Raw genomic sequence first — 25,873 nt, forward strand, 5'->3', positions numbered from 1 at the left:
GCCCCCTCAGGACGGAGCCGCGCGATGAGCCGCATCACGATCATCGGAGCCGGAGTCGCGGGACTCGCGACCGCGGGGCTGCTCGCGCGCGAGGGACACGACGTCACCGTCCTCGAGAAGAATGCGGTGCTCGGCGGCCGTGCCGGCTCCCTCGAGCGCGACGGATTCCGTTTCGACACCGGGCCCTCGTGGTACCTGATGCCGGGGGTCTTCGACCATTTCTTCGAGCTGATGGGCACGTCCACCGCGGAGCAGCTCGAGCTGGAGCAACTGCGTCCGGCCTACCGCGTGTTCCGTGAGCCCTCCTCGCCCGATGCCCGCGCGGAAGAGATCACCGTCCCCGCGGACAGTGCGGGCATCGCCGCGCTCTTCGACGGCCTCGAACCGGGATCCGCCGCACGTCTGGAGGAGTACCTGGCATCGGCCCGGCACGCCAACGACATGGCCGTGCGCCACTTTCTCTACAACCCGTTCACCTCGGTGCGCTCGCTGCTGAAGCCGGAGATCCTGCGGGCGCTCCCGCGGCTCGCGAGCCTCCTGCTGGGTCGGCTCGACAGTTTCGCGGCCCGCCGCTTCCGTGACCCTGCGCTGCGTCAGATCCTCGGCTACCCCGCGGTCTTCCTCGGGACCGATCCGCGGCAAGCCCCCGCGATGTATCACCTGATGAGCGCACTCGACCTCGATGAGGGAGTGCGATACCCGCAGGGCGGATTCGCCCACCTCGTGGACCGTATCGCCCAGCTCGCGGCATCGGCCGGGGCGGGGATCATCACCGGTGCGTCGGTGGAGCGGATCCTCACGGACGCGGGCGGGAGCACGAAGGCGCATCGAGCGCACGTCACCGGCGTGCGCTGGGTCGACGACGCCGGGATCACGCACGAGCACGACGCCGACATCGTCGTGTCGGCGGCAGACCTGCATCACACGGAGACGCGCCTCCTGCCCGAGGCACTGCGCACCTACCCGGAGACCTGGTGGCGCAAGCGCACGAGCGGCCCGGGAGCGGTCCTGGTCATGCTCGGCGTTCGTGGTCAGCTGCCGCAGCTGCCCCATCACTCGCTGTTCTTCACCGAGGACTGGGACGCCAATTTCGACGCCGTTTTCGGTCAGCGCGGATCGCTGCCGGATCCGGCCTCGCTCTACGTCTGCCGTCCGTCCGCGACCGACGCGAGCGTGGCACCGGAGGGTCATGAGAACCTCTTCGTGCTCGTGCCGGTGCCTGCCGACGTGCGACTCGGCCACGGCGGTCCCGACGGTGCCGGTGATGAGCGCATCGAGGCGATCGCCGACATGGCCATCGACGTCGTCGCCCGATGGGCCGATGCGCCCGATCTCCGCGAGCGCATCGTGGTGCGTGAGACGACCGGTCCTGCCGACTTCGCCGACGATTTCCACTCCTGGCGCGGCGGCATGCTGGGCCCCGCGCACATCCTCTCGCAGAGCGCGATGTTCCGCGCACAGAACGCGTCTCGCCGCGTCGACGGTCTGTACTACGCGGGCGGCACGGTGGCTCCGGGTGTCGGGGTGCCGATGTGTCTGATCAGCGCGGAGATCGTCCTGAAGCGCATCCGCGGAGATCACTCCGGCGGCCCGCTGCCCACCAACGCGCGCGCACATGTCGCGGAGGCTGTCCGATGATCGGCCGCACGGGAGCGGAGGGGTGATGGGGCTGATCTACCTGGCAGCTCTGCTCGTGTCGCTCGGCTGCATGCTGCTCCTGGACTGGCGGTTCCGGCTCTTCTTCTGGCACGCCCCGCTGTCGGCGGCGATCGTCACGGTGGTCGGCACACTGTTCTTCCTGTTGTGGGATGTCGCCGGGATCGCCTCGGGGATCTTCCTGCGCGGCGACAGTGGCTTCGCGTCGGGGATCGTGCTGGCTCCGGAGCTGCCGCTCGAAGAACCGGTCTTCCTGGTGTTCCTCGTGGTGTGCACGATGGTGGTCTACACCGCAGCGGCGCGGCTGGTCCGCCACTGGGCGGGGCGGCGCGCACCGGCGGAGCAGATCCGATGACGTACGCCGCACTGGCGGGGCTGTTTCTGCTCGCCGCCGTCCTGGTCGCCCTCGTGCTCCGCGTCGCGGCTCGCCGGACGATCGTGCCGCTGGCCGTCGTCGTGACGATCGCCGTACTGACCATCCTCACCGCGGTCTTCGACTCGGTGATGATCGCGGCCGGCTTCTTCCACTACGAGCCGAGCCAGCTTCTCGGTGTCGTGATCGGTCTGGCCCCTCTCGAGGACTTCGCCTACCCGCTCGCCGGGGCGATTCTGCTTCCCGCGCTGTGGGTGCTGCTGGTGTCGCGGCGAGGGCGGACCGAGCGCACCGCACCGGACACCTCAGGAGATATCCGATGACTCGCACTCCCACCGTGTTGAGCCAGATCCTGGTGGCGTCGCGCCCCATCAGCTGGATCAACACCGCCTTCCCGTTCGCGGCCGCCTATCTGCTCACCACGCGAGAGATCGACGTCACCCTTGTGGTCGGAACGCTCTACTTCCTGATCCCGTACAACGTGGCGATGTACGGCATCAATGATGTGTTCGACTACGCCTCCGACCTCGCGAACCCGCGCAAGGGCGGGATCGAAGGCGCGCTGCTGCAGCCGCGTTTCCATCGCCGGGTGCTGTGGGCGGCCGCGCTATCGAACGTGCCGTTCCTGGTCTTCCTGGTCGTCGTGGGGACACCGGTGTCGTGGCTGTGGCTCGCTGTCAGCGTCTTCGCGGTGATTGCCTACTCCGCCCCGGGTCTGCGGTTCAAGGAGAAGCCGTTCCTGGATTCGATCACGTCCAGCACCCACTTCGTGAGTCCCGCGATCGTCGGGTTCTCCCTCGCCGAGGCCGACATCACTGCCGGGATCATCCTCACGCTGGCGGCGTTCTTCCTCTGGGGTATGGCCGCGCACGCGTTCGGTGCCGTGCAGGATGTCGTTCCCGATCGGGCCGCCGGTATCGGCTCGGTCGCCACGGTGATCGGTGCACGCGCCACGGTGCGCTTCGCGATCGGTCTGTGGGTGATGGCGGGCGCGCTGATGACGTTCACGCCCTGGCCCGGCCCCCTTGCGGCGGTCCTCGCCGTCCCCTACATCGTTAACGCCGCCCCCTGGTGGAACGTCACGGATGAGACCTCGCCCGACACGAATCGCTCGTGGCGTCGATTCATCGCGCTCAACTACCTGGCGGGCTTCCTCGCCACCCTGCTCCTGATCGTCGTCTGGCTGCGCTGAGTCACACGTCTGCCGTCGATCCGCCCCGATCTCCCCAGAAAAGGTCACCATGTCAGAACCCACTTCCGCCCCGCACCGGACGCACGAGCGGCATCGCCGCTCGTGGCTGCGCGTCTTCCTCCCCGTCGTGCTCATCCTCGCGTGGCTCGTTGCCGCCGGCCTCGGCGGACCGCTGTTCGGCAAAGTCTCCGAAGTCTCCTCGAACGACCAGACCACGTATCTTCCGGCCTCCGCCGAAGCCACCGAAGTGCAGGCGCTCCTCGGTGACTTCAACGACAGCGAGGCGATCCCGGCCATCGCCGTGTTCGTCGGCGATGCCGAGCTCACAGACGATCAGAAGACGGCGATCGCCGACGCGGTGACCGCCGCTCCCGACACCGAGGGCGTCAGCGCCGAGGTGTCGCCGGCGCTATTGTCCGAGGACGGCCGCGCGATGCAGGCCTTCATCCCCATCTCCAGCGACGCCGACCTCGGCGACACGGTGGACGCGCTCGGCGAACAGCTGCGTGAGGCGGCTCCCGCAGGCGTGACCGTCTACATCACCGGACCCGCTGGATTCAGCGCCGACCTGGTTGCCGGCTTCGCGGGAATCGACGGCCTGCTCTTGGGCGTCGCGCTGCTGGCGGTGCTCGTGATCCTGGTTCTCGTTTACCGATCCCTGCTCCTGCCGGTGGTGGTGCTCTCCACGAGCCTGTTCGCCCTCTGCGTGGCGCTGCTCACCGTGTGGTGGCTCGCGAAGGCGGGGGTCCTCCTGCTCAGCGGGCAGACCCAGGGCATCCTGTTCATCCTGGTGATCGGTGCGGCGACCGACTACTCGCTGCTGTTCGTCTCGCGCTTCCGCGAGGAGCTGCGGGTCACGCACGACAAGGGCGCCGCGGTGATGACCGCATGGAAGGGCTCGTTCGAGCCGATCGTCGCCTCCGGCGGCACCGTGATCGCGGGTCTGCTGTGCCTCCTGCTCAGCGACCTGAAATCGAACAGCACGCTGGGCCCTGTGGCCTCCATCGGTATCGTGTTCGCGATGCTCGCGGCGCTCACCCTGCTGCCCTCGCTGCTGCTCCTGTTCGGACGGGCGGCGTTCTGGCCGCGACGTCCGAAGTTCGAGCCGGAGGTGGTCGCCGCAGAGGACGGCATGCCCGCGCGCGGCGTGTGGGCGAAGCTGGCTCAGGTCATCCGTCGTCGCCCGCGCCTGATCTGGGTCCTCACCACGGTGGTGCTGCTGGCCGGAACCGTCGGGGTCACCCAGCTGAACGCATCGGGGGTTCCGCAGTCCGACCTCGTGATCGGCACCTCGCAGGCTCGCGACGGCCAGGTGGCGCTGGGCGAGCACTTCCCCGGCGGCTCGGGAAGCCCCGCCTATGTCGTGGTGCCCGAGGGATCGCTGCAGCAGGCGGCGGACGTCCTCCTCGCCAGCGACGGTGTTGAGTCGGTGAGCGTGACCGCCAGCGACTCTCCCAGCGGCTCGGCCCCCGTCACCGCGGATGGCATCCAGGCCGTCGGCGCCCCCGGGACGCCCGCTCCGGAGCCCACCGTCGTGGACGGCGATGTGCTGCTGCAGGCCACCCTCACCGACGCGGCGGACTCCGATGCGGCCGCAGCCACCGTGCGCGACCTGCGGGTGCAGCTCGAGACGGTGGACGGACTCGATGCCCTCGTGGGTGGCGTCACCGCCACGGCGGTGGACACCAACGACGCCTCGATCCACGATCGCAACCTGATCATTCCGCTGATCCTTGTGGTGATCATGCTGATCCTCATGCTGCTGCTGCGTTCCGTGCTGGCGCCGGTGCTCCTCATCGTGACCACGGTGCTCTCCTTCGGCACTGCGCTGGGTGTGTCCGCCCTCGTGTTCAACGGGATCTTCCAGTTCCCCGGAGCCGACCCCGCCGTCCCGCTGTATGGCTTCGTCTTCCTCGTGGCGCTGGGCATCGACTACAACATCTTCCTGATGACGCGTGTGCGCGAGGAGTCGCTCAAGCACGGCACGCGGGACGGGGCGATGCGGGGATTGGCGATCACCGGAGGCGTGATCACGTCGGCCGGTCTCGTCCTGGCCGCGACGTTCGCGGCGCTGTCGGTGATCCCGATCCTGTTCCTGGTACAACTCGCGTTCATCGTCGCGTTCGGTGTGCTGCTGGACACGTTCGTGGTCCGATCGCTGCTGGTGCCCGCGCTCACGTACGACCTCGGTCGCGTCATCTGGTGGCCGTCGAAGCTCTCCCGTCGGAACGAGGAGACGCGGCGCTAGTAACCCCGCGGAGCGGGGATAGGAAAGGTGCGGCGTCAGCCGCCGGCGCAGGTGGCGTTGTCAGCCGTCTGACCGCGCACGTCAGGACCGAGGGTCACGGCGGGATCTGTCGCCGGTGTCGCATCCGTCTCGGGTGCCGTCGTCGTCTCGCCCCCGTCAGCCTCACCCTCACCCCCGTCTGCCGCGTCATCCCCCGGTTCTGGAACCACGGCATCGGAGACGCCCAGCCGCACCGGTTGATCGGCGCGAAGCGCGGCCCACAGGGTCTCCGCCTCGGGCGACGGCTGCACCCGATTGGTGTCTTCCGGATAGTCCTCGGCCGGCATCTGCAACAGCGTCATGTTGCCGAGATCCACTGTCGCGAGCGTGCTCGCGAGCCCGACCAGCGTGCTGGTGTCGCTGAGACCGGAGTCGACCTGGATCGAACGCGTTGCAGCATCGGCGAGGTTGAACAGCGCGACCGGGTTCGCGAGGGTCCCCGCGCTCTTCACCTTGCGAGCGAGCGCAGACAGATAGACCTGCTGGGTGTGGATTCGACCAAGGTCGGAACCGTCACCGATGCCGTAGCGGGTGCGGACGAACGCGAGGGCCTCCGCCCCCTGGATGGTGTGGGGACCGGCCTCGAGGAAGAGCTGGGAGTCGGGATCCGACACGGGCTCGGCCAGACACACGTCCACTCCGCCCACCGCGTTGGTGATGTCGATGAAACCGTCGAAGTTGACGACGACGAAGTGATCCACGTCGATCCCGGTCATCTCTCGCACGGTGTCGAGCGTGCAGAACGGGCCCACATCGAAGGCGCCGTTGATCTGCGCGACGTCCTGGGCATCGGAGGTGGAACCGTCCGGGTACGTGCACTCGGGCCGCGCCGTCATGGTGTCGCGAGGGATGCTTACCAGGGTGGCATCCGTGTGCGCGGCGTTCACATGCAGCAGCATGAGGGTGTCCGATCGCGACCCCTCGACGTCGTCATCGCCGTAGGTGCCGCTGGTGAGATCAGCGCGGGTGTCGGAGCCCATGATGAGCAGATTGACCGGCCCGTTCCAGTCCGGGATCTCGACGGCCGCACCGTCCGGACGCTCCACGATGTTCGCCGCGATGTTGTCGGAGACGCGGGCGAACAGCGTTGCGACATAGATGCCGCCGGCCGCGATCACCAGGACGGCGACCACCGCGAACGCTACTCCGATGCGCCGACGACGGTACTTCCGTCGCCGCGCCGCATCGGCACGTGCGGACGCGCGCGGGCCTTCCGCGTACTCGACCGTGTCGTCCGGTTGTGGGCTGCGTGTCGGGTGCTGCGGACGCCGCATGTTTCCTGCTTCCGTCGGGTCCATCGGGGAACCGTCAGTGTCCGATACGAACCTGCGGCCCGCTGGCCCGCCACGCTCGCTCCCACGAAACCCTCAGCCGATGCCCACGGCTGCGCTGACCGTGACGATGCAGCGTCGTGCTCAGCGCACGCGCAGCGCCGCGGGCTGAACGCGGATCTCCACGCGCGTGGCCTCGCCCACCGTGTCGCCATCGACCTCGAACATGCGGGGCTCGGCCAGATCGACGGTGAGCGTTGTCAGCCGCCCGCGGATGGTGCTGGCGCTCCCGGCGTCATCGGATGCCGCGTCGGGGGCGAACAGCCGCTTGATCCCGTGGTCCCACATCATGTTGCGCATGGTGTCGAGCCAGCCCGCGACGCCGTCCGCCTGCAGCACGAGCAGGTCGAGCGCACCGTCCGAGGGGTCTGCGTCAGGCAGCAGCGCGATCCCGCCCTGCAGCATGCCGCAGTTTCCCACCAACAGCGTGTGCGCCCGGTCCTCCACCGCGTCTTCGCCGTCCACGCTGAGCCGAATGTCGATCACGCCACTCGCGGAGAGGGCGCGGCCCAGTGATTCGACGTAGGCGAGCCACCCCGCACGGTCCTTCAAGTCGTCGTTGGTCTCGGTGATCATGTGAGCGTCGATGCCGAAGCCGGCCATCACCGCGAAGGCTCGGCTTTTCACCTCACCGGACAGGTGAACATCGGCCCAGCCGATGTCGATCGTCGTCGTCTGGTTCTCGAACGCGCGCGAGACGGCTGCGGAGATGTTGTTCAGCGGGACCCCGAGATTCCGCGCCAGCAGGTTGCCCGTTCCCAACGGCACGATCCCGAGATCAGCGGAGGCTCCGGTCTCGGCCAGGTACTCGGCCACGGCGCGGATGGTTCCATCGCCGCCCGCCGCAAGGATGAGTTCGGCTCCCGCGGCCAGCGCGCTCTCCGTCGCGCCGCGACCCGGGTCGTCCTCGGTGGTCTCGAACCAGGAGACCTCAACGTCCTCCGGCAGTGCCGCTTCGAGGGCCTCCCGCGTGGTCTTGGAGGGGTTCCACACGATCGCCGTGTTCTCGCTCATAGCCGTCCCCTTCCTCCGCAGGCGTGATGATCCGCCACCACCCCATCGTGCCGGAACTTCGCCGTGATGGCATCATGCACACGTCGAGGGGGAGCACGCTCTTCGCGTCTCACAGGCGCGCCCCAGCTTGCGACCGGTCTTCTTCCGGTTGACATCTGCACCCTGCATATGAGTGCATGGCGACATGACGGAGCGTGCGGGCTGGCGGCGGATTCGGCGCGGGCGCGGCTTCGAGTATCGGGACGAACACGGACGACGAATCAGCGACGACGTGGTCCTCAGTCGCATTCGCGCACTGGCGATCCCCCCGATGTGGCGCGACGTGTGGATCAGCCCCGATCCCGACTCAGACCTCCAGGTGACGGGTGTGGACGCGGCGGGTCGAACTCAGTACCGGCATCACGAGTCCTGGACTCAGCAGGCGTCGCAAGAGAAGTTCGACCGGGCACTCGACCTCGCCGATGCTCTCCCCGCACTCCGCCGCTCCGTCACGCGGGATCTGCGCGCGCCGGGTCTGGAACGCCCGACCGTGCTGGCCGCCGGAATCCGGATGCTCGACACCGGGTATCTGCGGATCGGGTCGGAGGCTTATGCCCGCGAGCACGGCAGCATCGGCCTCGCCACCCTCCGCTGCCGGCACGTTCAGGTGGCCGACGGCGTCGTCACTCTCGCGTTCCGGGGCAAGAGCGGGATCCCCTGGGAATCGCACATCTCCGACCCCGACCTGGCCACGGTTCTGGAGGAGCTCCTGACACGGGGACCGCGAGCGCGGCTGCTCGCCTGGCGTGCCGGTCGTGGCTATCGTCCCGTGCACGCTCCCGATATCAACGACGATCTCAAAGCTCGCACCGGTGGGGATTTCACGGCGAAGGACTTTCGGACCATTCACGGCACCGTGCTCGCCGCGGCGGCGTTGGCCCGCGCCGGAGTGCAGCCGGATGAGCGGGCCCGAAAGCACGCCGTCGTGGAAGCGGTGCGTGAAACGGCGGCCGCTCTCGGCAACACCCCCGCGGTCGCGCGGTCCAGCTACATCGATCCTCGCCTGCTGGAACTCTTCGATCAGGGACGCGTGGTGCAGCTCACCGGTCGCAGCGTGGAGTCGCAGTTGCGAGACATGTTGCACGATGTCGAGTGGGCTGAAAGCGCCTGAGCTCGCCTAGCGCGCCAGAGTCGCTCCGTCAATCCCGTCCCCAGTGGCGGGGCACCCACATACGGTCACCTGAACGCTGCACCGCAGCCGACAGGAGGACGAAATGGAAGATCAGACGAACCCCGTGTTCCCGGTTGGTGGAGAGGCCGGCGAGACCGACCCGCTGATGGCGGACGCACTGGACGGCGCAACCACGGACGGAAGCGAGGCCGACGACGAGGAATCGGCGGACGGCGGTTCCGGGGACCCCAATGACGACCGCGCGTTCCTGATGGATCAGGCTCCGGCCGGATCCGAACGGCAGGAGGCGGACCGCGCGGACGTTGCTGAGGCGCTCGGGCTCGGCGTCGATGACGGCGACGACCCGCTCGACGACGGCGCCTCACGATGAGCGGAGGGGTGTGCGAGATCTCGCCTCGCACACCCCGACCGGCTCAGAAGTGCGTGCCGCCGTCGATACGCACCTCGGTGCCCGTGATGAACTTTCCGTCGTCGCTTGCGAGCATCGCGACCACGCCGGCCACGGTCTCGGGTCCGGCGAATCCGGTCCCGAGCGCCGGCTGCAGCTTCATGAACAGCATCATGTCGGCGTCGTCCGGCAGGCCCGGCCCCTGGCTCTGCTTGCTCGCACCGGATCCGTCCGTCATGCCCGACGAGATCGAGCCCGGCTGCACGGCGGTGAAGCGGATGCCCTGCTTCGCGTACTCGGCGGCCAGAGCGTGCGTCATCGACTGCACGCCACCCTTGCTCGCGGCGTAAGCAGCCATGTACGGGTGGGCGAACATCGCCGACGTGGAACTGAAGTTGACCACGGCCGCGCCGTTTCCTTCCAGCAGCGCGGGGATCGATTCGCGGATCATCAGGAACGTGCCGACCAGGTTGATGCGCAGCACCTGCTCGAACGACTCCAGGGTGGTCTCGTGCGTGTGGGACGAGCGCAGGATGCCGGCCGCGTTGACGAGCGCGTCGAGGCCACCCAGCCATGCGACAGCATCTGCCACGGCGGCCTGTACCGACCCTTCGTCGGCGATGTTGACGACCACGGTGTGCAGGCGCTCGGCTGCGTCGCCGGCCTTCGCCACCGTGTCGGCGAGTCCCGCCTCGGACACATCGGCCGCGACGACGCGGCCTCCCTCGGACAGCATGCGCAGCACGGTGGCCTGTCCAATGCCGGACCCTCCGCCGGTGACCAGCGCACGACGACCTTCATAGCGGTTCATGTTCAACCTTTCGCTCGGTGAGAGACTGCACGACGTGTCAGCTTGGCAGATCGTGCCACATAGTCCAACCGTGACACTACACTCGTTGTTCCCTCGTAGGCTGAGAACATGGATTCCGCGCCCACGTTGACCGAGAGGCGTCGTCTGGCCACCCAGCTGGAGATCGCCGAGGCTGCTGCTCGCTTGTTCGGCGAGCGAGATGCGAAGACGGTCACCGTGGAGGAGATCGCAGCGGCCGCCGGCGTTTCCCCGCGCACCTACTACCGCTACTTCCCCACGAAAGAGGATGCCGTCGCGCCGCTGTTGAGCGTCGGGGCTGCGGCCTGGCGGGCCGCCATTGAAGACGCTGACGATCCGGACGTCCGAGACTCGATCGCGCGCACCATCGAGAAGGTTCTGACGCCCCTGGCGGATACGAAAGATCCCGCCGTCTCGCTCACTCGCGGACTGCTGCGTTCGACGCTGCAGGATTCCGCGCTGTGGGCGGTGTGGCAACGGGTGAACGCGGACTCCGAGCGGCTCCTCGCATCCGTGATCGCCACGCGGCTCGGCACGTCAGAATCCCCCGCCGGCCACGATCTCACCGCGGCTCGCTTGCTCGCCGCCGCTGCCACGGCCGCGATCCGCCTCAGCCTCGAATCCTGGTCCTCGGACGACGCGGCGGGAACACCACCGGCCCAGCTGGCCGTGACGGCCTTCACGGAACTGACCGCCGGCGTAACCGGACTGCACGGCAACCACTGACCCGCACAGCAGAAGAGCGCCCAGACGCGCGTCACGCCCGCGGAGACACCAGCCACACCCCCAGCCAACGGGCCGTCACCGCCTCCACGGAACTGACCGCCGGCGCAACCGGAGTGCACGGCAACCACCGACCCGCACAGCAGAAGAGCGCCCAGACGCGCGTCACGCCCGCGGAGACACCAGCCACACCCCCAGCCAACGAGCCGTCACCGCCTCCACGGAACCGACCGCCGGCATAACCGGACAGCAGCCACCGCCACCCCACAGGAGACGAGCCACTCGGACCCGAGGAACTCCCGCTGCGTCAGAGACTCATCCGGCAGTACATGTTCTCGCCGCGCTCTCGCGCGGTCCGGGCCAGCATGCGCCACTCGCGAAGCATCTCAAGCAGCTCGGCAGGATCCTCGCCGCCCCAGAACTCCCCAGGCAGCGAGACGATCCAGGCGGATTCATGATCTGGCTCGGTGATCAGTCGCGCCCAGGAGCGGTCGGTGATCGCCTCCTCATAGCTCTGCTCGGTGAGGAGAGCGAAAAGGGTGCCGCCCTGGACGGTCGCCTCCACCGCATCCAGCACGGGCGCGAATGACACGGGTCCTTCATCCACTGCCGCTGCCGCGGTCGCATCGTCGGGGGCGGCGAAGCAGGTGTTGATGGTGCCCATGCGGTGGTCCTTTCGAGAGCTGCGCCACCGCGCCTGCCGTGCGGTGGCTTGGGTCCTCGGCTATGCGAGGGGTGAGGAGATCCGCGCGGATCGGTAACCGTCCCCGCGGGTGGGTGACCATCGACGCCAGTGTTTCGCCGACAGTCGCACTGGTGCGTGTGCCTGGACATGACCCGCTGCCGATGCCAGTCGCTCATCACCCGGAAAGCTGAGCCAGAGCGAGATCGTGGAGGCTGCCGAACCGAACGTCGCGCGAACGCCGGAGGCGCCGAGGACTCTCCCGTAACCGTCCGCGGCGAAGCCGCCGGACGCAGCCGCGTCCACATCGACGTAGGCTTCTCCGGTCGCCGGATCCCGTAGACGCACCGCGGTGCTGCGCGACAGGGCGACGAGCGATCCGCCATGCCGAGTCACGTCTTCCGCGTCCGCGGTCGCCAGTTCCTCAAGGACGGTCACAACGTCGTCCGCACGGACGTTCCATTCGCGATAGCTGGGCTGGGTCCGACGAACGCCACCCAGGACGGCGGTCGCCCATTCCTGCCACCGTGCGGTGCGGTCTGCAGTTCCCCCTGCCCACAGCCGAAACACGAATGACGTGTCGCCCTCTGGCAGCGTGCACTGCGTGACGAACGCGTCCACACGCTCGTAGGCGGCGGCGGGTCGACGCATACGAAGCGCATGTGCCCCGCCGGATGCCGCGGGCAACCCGTCGTACGTGACGAAGTCCGGACGAGTCATGTTTCCGATCAATTCTCAATGGTGGCGAGTCGATTTCGGTCGCCGCTGGGATCGAACGATCCGTCACGGGCGGCGGCGCGGTCGATGAGCTCGGACATGCCGTTGTGCAGGGCCGGGCGAAGCACCGTGCGCGGATCTGGGAATGCCATCACGTCGGTGCTGTTGATGCGGATCTCGCCGGTGGCGAGGTGCTTGGTCACCGAGATGCGCGGTCGCACGAGGCGCGTGGGCTCGTCGACGACCGTGAGGTCGCCGCCGACCGTGACGAAGATGTCGTAGGTGTAGTCCCAACTGAGGGCTCGGAGTTCATGCTGCATTCCCTTCAGCTCCTCGACGAACGCGCCGGGGATTCTTGGACCACCGAACACCGTGCGAAACGACAGCGAGCCGGACGATGTGTCAGTCATGATCCTGGTTCTCAGGTGCGCCGCCAGCAACGAGCCGTCGGTGGGAACAAGACGGGTGGCGGTGGCCGTGCAGAACGTATTGGTCATCGGTGGCAGACTACCCGCCGGCGCCTTGAGAAGCCGGGAGTGGGCGTGGGGCGGAGTGCCGGCGCCCGCAGGGACGGGACGAACGCGACAGCAGTAGCGCGGCCCGCGTGGGTCATCGGCGGCAGACCACTTGCCACTGTCTCAGAACGGGCCGCCGAGCCGAGCTCCCAGTCTCGCGTCCGGCCGCGTCCGTAAGGTGGTCGCTATGACGCCGAGTCCTGCCGTGACGGTCCGCCCGATGGTCGCTTCGGACTGGGACTGGATCCAGCAGTGGTTCCAGGATCCGGTGCTGAACGACGAGCTCGGACCCGTGGATACCGACTGGCGAGACCATGTGTTGGCCGATCGTGGAGGCATCGAGCTCGTCGCGGTGCCCGCCGACGCGCCTGTTGCGCTGATCGGGTGCGTGTGGGATCCGGCCGGCGCGGAACACGGCGTCACCGACGTCGCAATCCATCCCGCTCGGCGGGGCGAGGGATGGGGTCGCAGCGCGCTGGCCGCGGCGCTGCGCTGGCCCGGACACCCCGCAGCACGGCAGTGGGTGGCCTACGTCGATCCCGACAATGCAGCGGCCTTCGGCTTCTTCTCGGCGCTCGGGTGGCGCTTCGAGGGCCGCGACGATCTCATGGAGCGATTCACGCTGCCCTCGCCGAACGGGACGGAACCCGCCTTCTGGGAGGGATTCGCTCTGCGCTAGAAGGGTGGTGAAGTGTCTGGCGGTATGCGCTGGGACCCACCCGTGTCCAGTGCTGGCGAGGGGTCGTCCAGCGTTGTCGGGGTGAAGATCACGCTGTTGCGTGGTGGGGTGTCGATGTACTCGTAGCCAAGGGGGCTGGTCCAGCGCAGGACCCCACCGCCGAGATTCTCCACCGTCCACGCCGAATTGTGCTTCAAAACATGATGACGACGACACAGGTGAGCGAGATTGTCGATACACGTCTCGCCGCCGTCTTCCCACGCCAGCGTGTGATCAAGGTCACACTGGTGCACGGGCCGGCGGCATCCGGGGAAGCGGCAGTGCTCGTCACGTGCGGCGAGGAAACGTCGCATCCCCGCGGACGGGGTGTACCGATCCACCGCCATGAGATCACCGGTGACCGCGTCGGTCATGAGGCGATCCCAGCCGGGCTGGTGCGCGGCAAGGATCCGAACACTCTCTGCATCCACCGGACCGACACCCACGATCATTGCGCCAGTATCGGTGACGCCGGCGAGAGTGGTCACCGGCACGGTCACCTGCACCCGCCCGCGGATCGCGGCGACCGCGTCCGACACCGCCGACGGTGCCGCACCGAGCAGCAGATCACACAGCACATCAACCGCGATCTGCGACAACGTCCGCGCATCCCCACCGCCTCGAGATCCACCGGCCGCGTAGGTCACACCACTCGCCCCGGTCACGTCCGGCGCGTCGATCATGCCGAGCGCGTAGGTCGCGTCGGGCTGACCAGTCATACGGGTCCCGCTGGTCGCCCCGGTCGCGCTGGTCGCCCAGCCCACGCCGGATGGATCGGACCCGCCGGACGGATCGGACCCGCCGGACGGATCGGACCCGCCGGACGGATCAGACCCGCCGGACGGATCAAACCCCCTGGTCGTACTAGTCGCGCTGTGCGCTCCCGCGGGATTCGCGTCGTCCGTGGTGGCGGTGTCGGGTTCGTGCTTGATGGTGCGGGCCATGCTCATGATGCGATCGACAGCACCATGTGCGAGCAGCGTCGGCAAGAACACCGACAGGTTCGACATCCCGTCACCCTCATCCGTCACCGTGATACAGCGTTGTTTGCGTGCCTCACGATGACGCTCATCCATCGACACCGGCATCACCTTCTCGGCGACCGTGTCGAGCATGCCCTTCAACCGCCACGGCGTCGTCGACTGCGCCAGCACGACAGCTTCCGCCTCATACACGCCCCGAGCCGTGTCATCCGTGATCCCGGCGCCTGCGCGCGTGATCACCCGTGCGTGCGCGGCCGTGATCGACCCACCATCCAACGCAGCATGCGTCACCGGGAAACACGTCACTAGCGTGTACGCATCATTGAACTGACGCTGCACCTGCTGATCACTCAAATTCAACGCGGCACCGAACTCCGCCGCCACCGAACGCACCGCCAACTCCACCGACGACGAAGAGGACGGCACCGAAGACCCCGGCACCGAAGACCCCGGCACCGACGTGCCCTCATCCATCGCCCACGCCAACACACGCGACCACAACGACGCCTGCACCCCCGCGAGCATCGCGGTCACCCGCTGCAACCGACGAGCCTGCCCCAACAACCCCGCCAACTCCGCTTCGCGCTCACCAACCTCGTCGGGCACGCCACACACCTCGGACCCGGCCAGCGCACCAGCCCCACCCTCTGCGCCCGGAGTGGAGGTGCCAGCGCCCGCCGCAAACCCCACTCGAGGTACCGACATCTTTGACACCATTCCCGACACATCAACAACCATGAGAGCACCCACGATGTCCTCCCCCGGTCGAGGCAATGCCGCTGAAATGGTCATGCTCCATTGTCTCATTATTCGAATCTATGTTCGACTGATTTGGGTGAGAAACAGATGAGATGTCCGTGAGATCGGGGACGTAGGGGCCGACACACGAACACCCGCGACGTCGATACGTGACGCTCCAGCGAGAAGGTGTCCTCGCTGTCATCCCTGGTGAGGCGTGATCGCGGCCGAGGTAGCCTCAGCTCTGGATTCCCCGACTCAGCGATGGGCGTTGGGCGCTCCTTCACGTTGTCGAGCAGTCGCGAGACATCTCGCTTCGTTGCCTTCTTCGTGACCCGTTCGGCAGCCATGCTGGGCGGCCGCATCCACTCAACGGCCGCCATCTGAGTTCGTCGCCGGCGGATGTCGCCCTCGGTGGACACCACCGGCGGGACCATACCCACGCCGCAACCATCGCGGCCTCCGCAGGGGAAGCACCCGCGGCATTCGCGCGCCAACCGGCAACGGCCGAGCCTCCCAACGTCGAGCCGGCTACGACCGTCCCCCGCTGGTCGCCCCCTCACCGGTCGTAGTCGACGGCCCCCAACGGGATCGGCGTCGGGTTCTGCCGCACCCACGCCACGACGAGTTCGCTGAGTCGCGTCACGCCGTCGCCGTCGTCGTTTCCACCCCGAAGTTCATGAGCCAGCCGACGCGCCTCGTGGATCTCGTCCTCGGACAGCGCCACACCTGACGCGAGACCGACGGGGATCGCCTGCAGCATCTGCCGGAAATCCGGCCCCCAGTTCGGGCTTCCATTGTCCAGGATCTCCCGCGAGAGCTTGCCGCTGATGCGCACGAGTTCTCCCTGCAGCGTCTGCGCTGGTCCGGACGATGGCACCAGGAGCTGCCACAGCGCCTCGTACTGTTCCTGCCAGCGCCCGTCGGGCACGATGATCGGTGAGACGCCGTCATGCATGTTTCGGCGCGGCACCGGCTCGACGTCGAAGAGCTCGTACAGCGTCGTCAGCCCGGCATCGACCTCCGGCAGGAAGTCGCGATTGAACCCCTCGCGGTGGAACTCGAAGCCCTCGCCGATTCGCGTGACCTGTGCCCGTTCCTCGTCGGTGACCGGCACCCCGGCGTCGAGGAGGAGTCGGGCGATTTCCGCCATCGCGCCGATCCCGATGTTCGCCGTACGCCGCAGGCCATGCAAGAGAGGCGTGGCGCCTCGCTCGTTCGTGCGATACGGGTCGGCTCCGTGGCTGAGCAGGACGCGCGTTGCAGCGAGTCGCTGATTGCCCACCGCCGCGTGCAGCGGTGTGTCGCCGTACCGGTCGGGACGATGCACATCCGCCCCCAGAGAGAGCAGCAGCGGAATCTGGGCGTCACGGCCGAGGGCGGCGCGCTCCCACAGCGGCGAGCGATCGTACGAGTCTGCGGCATCGACGTCGAGCCCGTGCTCCACGAGCCAGCGAACCAGGTCATCCGGACAGTCGACGAACCCGATCGCCGTTCCCTTCGCGTATCCGCCGCGGGCATCGATCAGCGTCTTATCGAACACGGCGATGAGCTCGGCGATGGTGGCCGACGAGAGCAGGTCGTCAAAGTCCTTCGGCAGGGTCTTGCGCTTCGCCATCATGCTCCTCACACCGGTCGAACAGGTAGGGGAAGGATACCGAGGGGGTCAGACATCCCGACGCCCGTCAACCGGCGCTCTTGGCACCGAACTTCCCGAGATACGGCAGTCCGTTGAAGAGACGAGCGGCATCGGGGACCACGAAGCTCGGATCGGCGTAGACGAATGCGGCGTTCGCTGTTGTGATGCCTCGTGCTTCGCATGCCGCCACCACCGCGTCAGTTGCAGCACCGGAATCGATCGTGCTTTCGTCGATCGCCGTTCGCACCGGAACGGGATCGTCGAACCAGATCACCTGGAGCAGATCCTCGTCATAGAGGAACTTCATCTCCGTGTCGATGCAGAAGCCGCAGCCGGTGACGTCCTGCTCCGCCGCCTCCACCTCCTCGACCTCGAGATCCCAGTAGCTCTCAGCGTGATCGAAGTAGCGCCAGAACTCGCCTTCGGTCTGCTCGGTTCGTCCGATCCAGAAGTGCAGCGACGAGAACGGCGCCTCCCAGGTGGGACCGAGCTCCTCGACCCAGTCGAACAGTGTGCCGGGCTTGAGGCCCTCGCGCCTCTCCAACTCCGGAAACCCGCCCGTCGGGGTGCGGGTCAGCGCCTCTCGAACGAGCGCGCGACGAAACTCCTCGCTGTACGACCGCTCAGCGTGCATCGGTGAAGATCTCCTCATACAGTGCGCGCAGTTCTTCCGGTGCGGAAGCGATGACACGCTTCCCCCGCTCCTGCTCCGCACGCGCTCCCCAGATGGCATACCGCGCTGCGCGGAAACCGGGGTCGTCTCGAGTGTCGCCGATCAGGTTGGCGCGCAGCGCCAAAATCGACGAGGGCGCCGTTCCCTCACGCGTCGCGCGGAGGTGAAGCAGCGTCTCCAGCGAAACGCGGTCGGCGATCAGTGCGGGGTAGATCTTGCGATGCCGCAGATGCTGGATGTTGCCGGCGACGGCGATCAGGTACGCCAGCGCCTCCGGCGTGAACCCCTGAGCGTCGATGTACGCCTCGATGAAAGGTCCGTGCATCGACTGGTGCTCGCCATCGACGAGGGCGAGATAATCCAGCACGAGGGGCGCGTGCTGGGCCCCAGCGAACGCCAGCGCGAACACGGCGAACGTCCCGGGCATCGCACAGTTCACATCGTCCAGGTTCTGATACCAGCTGTACTCCTGCATCGCCGCACGCGCGTACTGCTCGAGCAGTGGATGCAGCGCGGGGTACGCCACGGCACTTGCGAAAAGCTGGTGCACGCCCTTCTTCGGCAGCCCGGGAATCGGAAGGTACGCCTTCGTGGGGCCGCGAAACTCGATGGCGTAGGTGCTTGGGAAGTCGCTGGTGGCGAGGAGTCGGGTGAGGTAGTCCAGCGCCTGCGCGTACGCCCGCTCAGACTCCTCTCTCACGACGATCCGCACCACCGCGAGCGCGTCGTTCGCCTTGGCCGAGACGCCGTCGCCACGGAACTCGGCGAGCTCCTTCGGCAGCTCTCCTGTTCCGCTTTTTCGCAGCCGCGCGGGCAGGTCCGATCCCAGACTGGTCACCCAGTCGAAGATCCGGTTGGCTGAGACGTGGGCATAGCTCGGCCCGTACTTGAGCTCCCCGATCGCGATGTAGCACGCGAACACGAGAAACTCCGCCGGCACGAGGGTGGGATCCGCATCCGTGCGCAGCACCCAGTTCTGGTCCCACTCGCTGCTCTCATTGACGAAGTAGGGGTCACGCAGTCGGGATTCGGCCCACAGGCGCAGGGTGTAGCTGATCTCATCCCAGCCGAGCAGGCCGCGCATCCGCTCCGTGAAGTCCCGCGCCTCTGCCGCGTCGAACTCGCTGGCCACGCGCCGACGCAGCCCATAGTCCATCAGGGCTGAGCCGAGGATCTTCCGCCCGTCCGCCACGAACCCGCGTGGATACGTGGTGTCGACGTCGCGTGGGGTCAGCTCGCCCGCGTCCACCTGCGCGACGATGCGATCAAACAGCGCGCTCACCCCAGCATCGCGCTGGGCGTCTTCCAGGATCAACCAGTCACGAGCCATAGCGATCCTTCGCATTCGGGTCCGCGTCATCGGGCGACCACGGACGTGGCAACAGCGTAGCGGCGGCCTCCGACGCTGCTACGCCTGTGCTTCCCGCGCCCGCATCTCCAGCTGATCAAGGATGAGGTCGAGCCCCTCCTCGAACTGCGCGGAGAAGGAGTACTCCCCCGCTCCGGTCAGGTGCACGGCGAGTTCGGCGAGGTGCGGGTAGGCGGCAAGCGCCGGCAGCATCTCCGCCGCGAGGTCCACGGCGCCGTCCGTCGAGGTCGGATCGAACGGGAGATTGCGCTCCGTGAGCGCGAAGCCGTAGACGTAGGCGTCGAGCACGGAGAACGCCTGCGCCACGAGGTCGAGGGAGAAACCGCCGCTGAGCAGGCATCCGATCACCGCGTCGTGATGCCGGAGCACGGCGGGCCCCGGTCGGGAACGTGATTCGACGAGCGTCAACGCCCACGAATGCTCGACGAGCACTCTCCGGGCAGAGCGAGCTTGCACACGCATCCCCGTCCGCCACGACATCTCGGGCGTGGGCAGCTCGATCTGCGCGAAGACCCAGTCGACCAGCGCATCGAGCAGGGCCTCCTTGCTCGCGACGTGATGGTAGAGCGACATCGCTTCCACCCCGAGCTCGCGCCCCACGTTGCGCATGCTGATCGCGCCAACCCCGCCTAGATCAGCAACGCGTGCGGCTGCCTCGACGATGCGGTGTTCGCTGAGTGGCTCCCGCACGTTCATCGTTCCCCCTTGTCCAACTTACGCTCGTAAGGTTACTCTGATTCCGCAAACTTACAGGCGTAAGGGGAATCATGAACGGACAGATGCGGGCAGCGATCGTCGACCGATACGGACCACCGGAAACCGTGCGCGTCACGACCGCACCGATACCGACACCTCGGGCGGGCGAGGTGCTGGTGCGTGTCGAGGCAGCCGCCGTCACGTCCGGCGATGCGCGTCTGCGGGCCGGCCGATTCCCGCGCGGGTTCGCGTTCCCCGCGCGCTTGGCGATCGGCGTCCGCGGCCCGCGGCGGAAGGTTCCCGGTGTCGTCTTCGCGGGCGAAGTCGCATCCCGCGGTGACGGCGTCGATGATCTCGCGGTCGGTCAGCGCGTCGCGGGGCTGACCGGGGCTCGGTTGGGTGCGCACGCCGAGTATGTGGCGGTGCGCGCAACCGCTGCCGCGACGATCCCGGAACGGGTGACGACTTCGGACGCCGCGGCCGCTCTGTTCGGCGGCAGCACGGCGCTCAGCTTCCTCGTCCATCGCGCGCGGATCCGGGAAGGTCAGACACTGCTGGTGAACGGCGGATCAGGTTCGGTGGGAACCGCCGCGATTCAGCTCGCCGCGCGCGTCGGGGCCACCGTGACAGCGCTCAGCACGACGCCGAACCATGAACTGCTCAGGCGCCTCGGGGCCGCCGAGACCATCGACTACCGCGAGACGCCCGTCGAGGCACTGCCGCAGCGCTTCGACGTCGTACTCGATGCCGTCGGCAACCTGCGTCGCGCGGATGGCCTCCGACTCGCGGCCCCGACCGGCCCCGTGATCCTCGCGGTCGCCGGGCTGTGGGACACGGCGACCGCTCGCGGGCGCGTCATCGCCGGACCGATCCCCGAACGTCGCGAGGACTTCGCAACGATTCTCGACCTCGTTGCGCAGGGAGAGTTCGATCCCCTGACCGAGGTCGTCGGCGGCCTCGACGCGCTGCCCGAGGCTCACCGGCGCATCGACACCGGGCGCAAGGTCGGCAACCTTGTCGTCACGATGTAGCGAAGGGGTCGCCTCAGCCGGCGGCGATCCACGGACGCGTGAATCCCAGCACCCTGCTGCCGTCGGTATCGGCGAGCGAGGCTCCCACGAACGCCGTGGCACCCTCCGAACTCTGCCACCGGAAGCGATACTCGTCCGCGAGCGCCGCATCGGCGATCGCGGCTCCCGCGGATTCGGGTGTCTGCGCGTTCGCGAAAGCACCAGCGGTTCGGGCGATGTAGGCGTCGAGCAGGTCCGCGTAGGGTCCCGTCCCCTCGGGACGAACGGCGTTGGCGACGAAAGCACTCGCGACGGCGGCCGGCTCCATCACGCTCACCCGAACGCCGAACCGCTCGGCGACCACCGCGAGCGACTGCATGAAACCTTCGACGGCGAACTTCGCGCCGCAGTACGCGTCGGCGAACGGCTGACCCACCGCGCCGCCCACGCTGGTCACCGTGAGGATCCGGCCGCTCCCGCGCTCACGCATTCCGGGCAGCACCAGCTTGGTGAGGTTCACCGGTGCGAGGTAGTTGACGTCGAGCTGGTCCTGAATCTGTTCGATCGTCAGCTGCTCAGCCGTCCCGACGGACCCTGCCCCGCGTTATTCACGAGCACCTCGATGCCGCCGAACTCCGCCTCGATCTCGGCGACGAGGCGGGCCGCGGCCGCGTGGTCGATGACGTCGAGAGCCCGGACATCGACGTCCACTCCCGCGGCAGCTGCGGCATCTTTCAGCGGAGCAGCTCGACTCACATCACGCATCGTGGCGACGACGTGAAGCCCGCGACGAGCGAGTTGCACGGCGGCGTGCAGGCCCATGCCCGAGGAGGTTCCGGTGATCAGTGCGACATCAGTCATGCGTGAACACTATGCCCTGCGGGATCGAAACAGCCGACTACCGCTGAACCTCCGCCCGCTGCGCAATCCCGCGCCGCTCCCCCAGGCCGTAGTAGTGGCGGAAGCTGTAGATCAACGGCCGCCACCGGCTCGGATCGATGTGGGACGTATCAGCGACGGCGAGGGGATCATCGACGTGCACCGCTGTCGATCGCGCGTGGACGACCGCCAGTCCCCCGTGCTCGTCATGGATGTGGGTCGCGCGGGCCTCGATGTGCACGGGTAGCTCGGATACCCGTGCGGCGGCACCGGTGGTCGAGGCGATCGGCTGCCATCCGACCGCATCGAACTTGTCGCGAACATGCGTCACGTTGGCCGGCTTATCAGCGGGTACGGGTGAAGCTCCCGTCGTTCGTCCCAGCATCTCGATCTCCCGCCACTGCGAGTCATCGGGCAGGTTGATCACCAGATCCGGCCGCGCACGCAGGTTCGCCACGGTGTGCCCCGTCGCGCCGAGGCCGAGCACGAGGAGGTCATCGAGCGCCCAGTAGGACGAGATCGGTGCCAGATTCGTCGTTCCGTCCGCATTCACGGTGGAGACCACCGCGACAGGCGTGCCGAAGTAGAGCACCGTTGGCGTGATGGTTCGGTGGTGTCGCATGCCTTCATCGTCGCCCGCGATCTGTTCGGCGGCGACCGAACGATTCTCGCGCGACACTGGTTTCATGACGGATCGGTCCAACGGAGAGGCGCTGGCGAGAGTGGCCGCGGTCATCGCCGACCCGAGTCGCGCGACGATGCTGCTCGGGATGCTGGACGGGCGCGCGTGGACCGCGACCGAACTTGCAGTCGCCGCGGGCATCGCCCGATCGACGGCCACGGAGCACCTTCACCAGCTGGTCGCCGCTGGGCTGGTGGAGGAACGCCACCAGGGCCGGCACCGCTATCTGCGGCTGGCGGATGCGCAGACGGCCGCGCTGATCGAACAGCTCGCGTCCGCCACCCCGATGGCGGCACCGTCGTCTTCGCTGCGGGAGGTTGAGAAGGATCAGCGTCTTCGTGCGGCACGCACCTGCTACGACCACCTCGCCGGAAGCTTGGGCGTCAGCCTCTGCAAGACCTTCGTTGATCGCGGCTATGTCGATGTGACGGCCTCCCCCCGTCTGACAGAGCGCGGGGAGGCAGCGTGCGCGCGGCTGGGCATCGAGTCCGATTCGTGGGCCAAAACTCGACGTCCGCAGGTGCTGTTGTGCCTCGATTGGACGGAGCGCCGTGATCACCTCGCCGGCGTGCTTGGCGCTGTCCTCCTGCGGGCGTTTCGGGAGAACGGCTGGGTCAGCGGCGACGCATCGTCCCGTGCGATCCGCGTCACACCGGCCGGGCGGGACGCACTCGCGGAGCATTTCGATCTGGCTCAGCCCGGTGCCGTCGGTTCCTGAGCCTCCGCGCTCCTCAGTCCTCACCCTCGGCGGCGTCCTCCGCGATGTGAACGCGGGTCCCGTTTCGGTCGAAGAGGCTGAGGATCTCGGCAGCCTCCGGACCGATGCTGCCGAACCAGTGCGGCACCCGCGTGTCGAACTCCGCGACCTCGCCCGCCCCGAGCACGAGGTCCCGCCCGCCCACGATCAGACGCACCCTGCCCGTGAGCACATACATCCACTCCGAGCCGTCGTGGGTGCGCAGAGTCCCTGGTGCGGCCTCAACGGGCAGCACGACTTTCCAGGCTTGAACGCCGCCGGGATTGCGAGTGAGCGGAATGACAACGCGGCCGTTTCGTGTCCGCGGTCGTAGTTGCACGCGCGGGTCTCCGAACTCCGGCGCACCGACGAGCTCGTCCAGGCTGAGCCCATACGCCCGCGCCAGGGGAAACAGCAGCTCCAGGCTTGCTCGTCGCTGCCCACTCTCCAATCGTGAGATGGTGCTCGCCGACGTCCCCGCCATCTCGCCAACCTCAGCGAGTGTCAGCCCTCGCCGGGCACGGATCTGCTGCAGTCGCGGCCCGATGCCCTCCAGCGCTGCGGTCAATTCTTGATTCGCGTCCACGAGGGTGAGTACACCAGTCATTTGCGATTACTGCAAGCATGTTTGCGTTTCTATTTCCGGCCTTGGCATCGTGAGACACATGAAACAAGACCAGTGTGATGTCGTCATCGTCGGCGGCGGTGCCGCCGGACTCAGCGCGGCGCTCATTCTTGGACGATCGCGACGATCAGTCATCGTGCTCGACGCGGGTGCGCCGCGCAACGCTCCGGCAACCCACATGCACGGATTCCTCAGCCGCGACGGATTCTCGCCATCAGAGCTTCTGCTCGCAGGGCGAAAGGAAGCCGCCGCATACGGAGTCGAGTTCTCTGCGCACACCGCCACGCACGCGCGGAGGACCAGCGACGGCCGATTTGTCGTGACCACTGATGCGGGAGATGAGGTCGCAGCGCGCCGGATCATCCTCGCCACGGGCGTTGAGGACAACCTCCCCTCCATCCCCGGCGTCCGCGAGGCGTGGGGAAGAACCCTGCTGCACTGTCCCTACTGCCACGGTTACGAGGTCCGTGATCGCCGACTGGCGATCTTCGGGGGCCTGCCCGGAGCCGTCACCCAGGCCGTCCTCATCCGTCAATGGAGTGCCGATGTCACATATCTCACCAACGGAGTGCCGCTTACGGAGGACGACCGGCGCACGCTCGCGGCCCGGAGGATCGGGATTCGTGAAGGTACGATCACAGCTCTCCTGACCGCGGGCGACCAGCTCGACGGTGTTCAGCTTGACGGCACGCAATCCCTCGACGTCGATGCCGTCTTCATCCGGCCCGTTGCCCGGCCTCGTACGGAGCTCGCCGTCGAGCTGGGTGCCACGCTCGCTGCCGGCGGGTTCGCCCACATCGACTCCAGCGGTCGCACGTCGATTCCGGGGCTCTGGGTGACGGGCAACCTCGTCGATCCGCGCGCCCAGGTCATCACGGCGGCTGGACATGCGAACGCCGTCGCGATGGACGTGAATGCCGAGCTCACGGACGATGACCTTCGCGCAGCCCTCGATTCCTCTCACACCCCACACACCATGACAGGCCGCCCATGACCGTCAACACACCGTCCGCTCCACCACGGCCGCCCACCCAGCACCAGCTGGCCGTCATGATCTGGCTCGCCGTTGCCCCCACCCTGGTGCTCATCAACGTCTTCCTCGGTCCGCTCCTCGCGCCCGTGCACGTGATCCCTCGCACGCTCATCGTTGTCACGATCGCGGTCCCGATCGTGATCTACGGGCTGATGCCCGTTCTCCACAAGATTCGTCGCAGGATCCTTCAGGCGCAGCCGGCGATGCGCCGGCGAGCTGAGTGAGAACAGCCGAGCGGGGCGAGTGGTTCGTGATGTGTGGACCCTCGCCTCGCTCACCGCGACACGGCAGGCGTTCATCGGACAGCGCGACGGACGTCTGCACCTGATGAGTGATGGCCCCGGCCGGCCGTCCTAGATCCGCCGCCCGCTGTCCGCCCAGTACTGATCGCGCACCACGCGCTTCAGCACCTTCCCGGTGCCGCTGCGCGGAAGCTGCGTCACGAAGTCGATCCGCTTCGGCGTGCGCACGCTCCCCAACCGCTCTTTCGCCCATGCCATCAGCTCGTCCGCCGATACCCGCTGCCCCGGCGACAGCTCGACGACGGCGATGACCATCTCACCCCAGTCCTCGTGCGGAACGCCGATCACCGCGCAGTCGCTCACGGCGGGGTGGCTCCAGAGGACCTGCTCCACCTCGCTCGGGTACACGTTGTATCCGCCCGTGATGATCAGATCCTTCTTGCGATCCGTGACGGAAAGGTAGCCTTCGGCGTCGAGGAAGCCGATATCGCCTGTGTGCAGCCAGCCGTCCACGATGGTCTCCGCCGTCTTCTGCGGGTCGTTGTAGTACCCCCGCATGACGACGTCCCCACGCACGCAGATCTCGCCGGTGACGCCAATTCCCACGGGTTGGTCGTGATCATCACGAATCTCGACCGAGATCAGGGGGCTCGGTCGTCCGCAGCTGTTCAGGCGTTCGTCGGGGGCCAGCCGCCCGTTCTGGAACCGATCCTCCGGCATCGCGAACGAGATCGCGGCAAAGGCCTCCGTCTGTCCGTAGCCTCCCATGAGCACCGGCCCGAAGACCTCGATCGCCCGCTTGAGCTTCTCGACCGACATGGGAGCCGCGCCGTGGGCGAGGTAGCGCAGCGAGGAGAAGTCGCGGGTCTGGCCGTCCAGCCAGTCCAACATCCGTGGTGCGGTTTGTGGAAGCTCGGGATGCGCAGCGGTGCGTGGAGTTCCTACGCACGCACATCGAGGCGTCACGGCAGC

29 protein-coding genes are annotated in these 25,873 nt (G+C 67.6%); 13 read left to right on the plus strand and 16 right to left on the minus strand.

What is annotated here, in order from left to right:
- Nucleotides 1-24: 24 nt before the first annotated feature.
- From crtI to ABTV68_RS13235, 5 genes are read left to right on the plus strand one after another with little or no spacing between them, the layout of a single operon-like run.
- Entirely contained in the window at nt 25-1,638 is a 1,614-nt protein-coding gene (gene crtI, locus ABTV68_RS13215; protein ID WP_433674165.1) for a phytoene desaturase family protein, read from the plus strand.
- A gap of 25 nt (nt 1,639-1,663) precedes the next feature.
- Complete coding sequence (locus ABTV68_RS13220; RefSeq protein WP_433674166.1) at nt 1,664-2,011, plus strand: lycopene cyclase domain-containing protein; 348 nt, start codon at nt 1,664-1,666, stop codon at nt 2,009-2,011.
- Entirely contained in the window at nt 2,008-2,352 is a 345-nt protein-coding gene (locus tag ABTV68_RS13225) for a lycopene cyclase domain-containing protein (protein WP_433674167.1), read from the plus strand. Before ABTV68_RS13220 ends, ABTV68_RS13225 begins: the two co-directional genes overlap by 4 nt.
- Nucleotides 2,349-3,221, plus strand: coding sequence for a prenyltransferase (locus tag ABTV68_RS13230; RefSeq protein ID WP_433674169.1), 873 nt, complete (start codon nt 2,349-2,351; stop codon nt 3,219-3,221). Before ABTV68_RS13225 ends, ABTV68_RS13230 begins: the two co-directional genes overlap by 4 nt.
- A 49-nt stretch (nt 3,222-3,270) precedes the next feature.
- Nucleotides 3,271-5,469 (plus strand): MMPL family transporter, encoded by a 2,199-nt coding sequence (locus tag ABTV68_RS13235; protein WP_433674170.1) that lies wholly within the window; start codon nt 3,271-3,273, stop codon nt 5,467-5,469.
- A gap of 35 nt (nt 5,470-5,504) precedes the next feature.
- Here ABTV68_RS13235 and ABTV68_RS13240 read toward each other — a convergent pair whose 3' ends face one another.
- On the minus strand, nt 5,505-6,782 hold the full coding sequence (locus ABTV68_RS13240; protein ID WP_433674171.1) for an LCP family protein: 1,278 nt from the start codon (nt 6,780-6,782) through the stop codon (nt 5,505-5,507).
- A gap of 141 nt (nt 6,783-6,923) precedes the next feature.
- Nucleotides 6,924-7,853, minus strand: coding sequence for a diacylglycerol/lipid kinase family protein (locus tag ABTV68_RS13245; protein ID WP_433674172.1), 930 nt, complete (start codon nt 7,851-7,853; stop codon nt 6,924-6,926).
- A gap of 184 nt (nt 7,854-8,037) precedes the next feature.
- Here ABTV68_RS13245 and ABTV68_RS13250 point away from each other — a divergent pair, with 184 nt between their 5' ends.
- Together ABTV68_RS13250 and ABTV68_RS13255 are read left to right on the plus strand one after the other, a co-directional pair.
- Nucleotides 8,038-9,003: a DNA topoisomerase IB gene (locus ABTV68_RS13250; RefSeq protein ID WP_433674173.1), complete on the plus strand. Its 966-nt coding sequence runs from the start codon at nt 8,038-8,040 to the stop codon at nt 9,001-9,003.
- Nucleotides 9,004-9,106: 103 nt separating this feature from the next.
- Nucleotides 9,107-9,394, plus strand: a complete 288-nt coding sequence (locus tag ABTV68_RS13255; protein WP_433674174.1) for a hypothetical protein — start codon at nt 9,107-9,109, stop codon at nt 9,392-9,394.
- A gap of 43 nt (nt 9,395-9,437) precedes the next feature.
- On the opposite strand, the gene ABTV68_RS13260 is transcribed toward ABTV68_RS13255, so the two are convergent.
- The gene (locus tag ABTV68_RS13260) at nt 9,438-10,223 is read right to left on the minus strand and encodes an SDR family NAD(P)-dependent oxidoreductase (RefSeq protein ID WP_433674175.1); all 786 of its coding nucleotides are present in this window, start codon (nt 10,221-10,223) and stop codon (nt 9,438-9,440) included.
- A gap of 108 nt (nt 10,224-10,331) precedes the next feature.
- Here ABTV68_RS13260 and ABTV68_RS13265 point away from each other — a divergent pair, with 108 nt between their 5' ends.
- Nucleotides 10,332-10,967, plus strand: a complete 636-nt coding sequence (locus ABTV68_RS13265) for a TetR/AcrR family transcriptional regulator (RefSeq protein WP_433674177.1) — start codon at nt 10,332-10,334, stop codon at nt 10,965-10,967.
- 304 nt (nt 10,968-11,271) lie between these two features.
- On the opposite strand, the gene ABTV68_RS13270 is transcribed toward ABTV68_RS13265, so the two are convergent.
- From ABTV68_RS13270 to ABTV68_RS13280, 3 genes are read right to left on the minus strand one after another with little or no spacing between them, the layout of a single operon-like run.
- Nucleotides 11,272-11,628: a hypothetical protein gene (locus tag ABTV68_RS13270; protein ID WP_433674178.1), complete on the minus strand. Its 357-nt coding sequence runs from the start codon at nt 11,626-11,628 to the stop codon at nt 11,272-11,274.
- A 60-nt stretch (nt 11,629-11,688) separates the two neighbouring features.
- Nucleotides 11,689-12,366, minus strand: coding sequence for a hypothetical protein (locus tag ABTV68_RS13275; protein ID WP_433674179.1), 678 nt, complete (start codon nt 12,364-12,366; stop codon nt 11,689-11,691).
- 8 nt (nt 12,367-12,374) lie between these two features.
- Entirely contained in the window at nt 12,375-12,773 is a 399-nt protein-coding gene (locus ABTV68_RS13280; RefSeq protein WP_433674180.1) for a hypothetical protein, read from the minus strand.
- Between the two features lie 292 nt (nt 12,774-13,065).
- Here ABTV68_RS13280 and ABTV68_RS13285 point away from each other — a divergent pair, with 292 nt between their 5' ends.
- Nucleotides 13,066-13,557, plus strand: a complete 492-nt coding sequence (locus ABTV68_RS13285; RefSeq protein WP_433674181.1) for an N-acetyltransferase family protein — start codon at nt 13,066-13,068, stop codon at nt 13,555-13,557.
- Here ABTV68_RS13285 and ABTV68_RS13290 read toward each other — a convergent pair.
- From ABTV68_RS13290 to ABTV68_RS13310, 5 genes are all read right to left on the minus strand, one after another.
- Complete coding sequence (locus tag ABTV68_RS13290) at nt 13,554-15,185, minus strand: DUF222 domain-containing protein (protein ID WP_433674182.1); 1,632 nt, start codon at nt 15,183-15,185, stop codon at nt 13,554-13,556. The genes ABTV68_RS13285 and ABTV68_RS13290 overlap by 4 nt on opposite strands.
- Nucleotides 15,186-15,876: 691 nt before the next feature.
- Complete coding sequence (locus tag ABTV68_RS13295) at nt 15,877-16,935, minus strand: ankyrin repeat domain-containing protein (protein WP_433674183.1); 1,059 nt, start codon at nt 16,933-16,935, stop codon at nt 15,877-15,879.
- 67 nt (nt 16,936-17,002) lie between these two features.
- Complete coding sequence (locus tag ABTV68_RS13300) at nt 17,003-17,590, minus strand: immunity 22 family protein (protein WP_433674184.1); 588 nt, start codon at nt 17,588-17,590, stop codon at nt 17,003-17,005.
- A complete protein-coding gene (locus ABTV68_RS13305) occupies nt 17,580-18,959 on the minus strand; it encodes a DUF6138 family protein (RefSeq protein ID WP_433674185.1) in 1,380 nt (459 codons plus the stop codon). The genes ABTV68_RS13300 and ABTV68_RS13305 overlap by 11 nt, the downstream gene beginning before the upstream one ends.
- Nucleotides 18,960-19,037: 78 nt before the next feature.
- Entirely contained in the window at nt 19,038-19,694 is a 657-nt protein-coding gene (locus ABTV68_RS13310; RefSeq protein WP_433674186.1) for a TetR/AcrR family transcriptional regulator, read from the minus strand.
- Nucleotides 19,695-19,765: 71 nt separating this feature from the next.
- On the opposite strand from ABTV68_RS13310, the gene ABTV68_RS13315 reads away from it, so the two are divergent.
- Entirely contained in the window at nt 19,766-20,725 is a 960-nt protein-coding gene (locus ABTV68_RS13315) for an NAD(P)-dependent alcohol dehydrogenase (protein ID WP_433674187.1), read from the plus strand.
- 13 nt (nt 20,726-20,738) lie between these two features.
- On the opposite strand, the gene ABTV68_RS13320 is transcribed toward ABTV68_RS13315, so the two are convergent.
- Genes ABTV68_RS13320 through ABTV68_RS13330 form a run of 3 tightly spaced genes read right to left on the minus strand, consistent with a single transcriptional unit; the run spans nt 20,739 to nt 22,205 of the window.
- Nucleotides 20,739-21,275: an SDR family NAD(P)-dependent oxidoreductase gene (locus ABTV68_RS13320; protein WP_433677612.1), complete on the minus strand. Its 537-nt coding sequence runs from the start codon at nt 21,273-21,275 to the stop codon at nt 20,739-20,741.
- Entirely contained in the window at nt 21,272-21,565 is a 294-nt protein-coding gene (locus ABTV68_RS13325; RefSeq protein ID WP_433674188.1) for an SDR family NAD(P)-dependent oxidoreductase, read from the minus strand. Before ABTV68_RS13325 ends, ABTV68_RS13320 begins: the two co-directional genes overlap by 4 nt.
- Before the next feature lie 37 nt (nt 21,566-21,602).
- The gene (locus tag ABTV68_RS13330) at nt 21,603-22,205 is read right to left on the minus strand and encodes a flavin reductase family protein (protein ID WP_433674189.1); all 603 of its coding nucleotides are present in this window, start codon (nt 22,203-22,205) and stop codon (nt 21,603-21,605) included.
- 64 nt (nt 22,206-22,269) lie between these two features.
- On the opposite strand from ABTV68_RS13330, the gene ABTV68_RS13335 reads away from it, so the two are divergent.
- Nucleotides 22,270-22,983 (plus strand): ArsR/SmtB family transcription factor, encoded by a 714-nt coding sequence (locus tag ABTV68_RS13335; protein WP_433674190.1) that lies wholly within the window; start codon nt 22,270-22,272, stop codon nt 22,981-22,983.
- Between the two features lie 13 nt (nt 22,984-22,996).
- Here the strand turns inward: ABTV68_RS13335 and ABTV68_RS13340 are convergent, their stop codons facing one another.
- Nucleotides 22,997-23,608 (minus strand): helix-turn-helix domain-containing protein, encoded by a 612-nt coding sequence (locus ABTV68_RS13340; protein ID WP_433674191.1) that lies wholly within the window; start codon nt 23,606-23,608, stop codon nt 22,997-22,999.
- Nucleotides 23,609-23,666: 58 nt separating this feature from the next.
- On the opposite strand from ABTV68_RS13340, the gene ABTV68_RS13345 reads away from it, so the two are divergent.
- Together ABTV68_RS13345 and ABTV68_RS13350 are read left to right on the plus strand one after the other, a co-directional pair.
- Nucleotides 23,667-24,620, plus strand: a complete 954-nt coding sequence (locus ABTV68_RS13345; RefSeq protein WP_433674193.1) for an NAD(P)/FAD-dependent oxidoreductase — start codon at nt 23,667-23,669, stop codon at nt 24,618-24,620.
- Nucleotides 24,617-24,883 (plus strand): hypothetical protein, encoded by a 267-nt coding sequence (locus ABTV68_RS13350; RefSeq protein WP_433674194.1) that lies wholly within the window; start codon nt 24,617-24,619, stop codon nt 24,881-24,883. Before ABTV68_RS13345 ends, ABTV68_RS13350 begins: the two co-directional genes overlap by 4 nt.
- 129 nt (nt 24,884-25,012) lie before the next feature.
- Here ABTV68_RS13350 and ABTV68_RS13355 read toward each other — a convergent pair whose 3' ends face one another.
- Entirely contained in the window at nt 25,013-25,792 is a 780-nt protein-coding gene (locus ABTV68_RS13355; RefSeq protein WP_433674195.1) for a class I adenylate-forming enzyme family protein, read from the minus strand.
- Nucleotides 25,793-25,873: the final 81 nt, after the last annotated feature.

Origin of the sequence: Microbacterium gorillae (assembly GCF_050990725.1) — a bacterium.
In the GTDB taxonomy this organism is placed as follows: domain Bacteria; phylum Actinomycetota; class Actinomycetes; order Actinomycetales; family Microbacteriaceae; genus Microbacterium; species Microbacterium gorillae_A.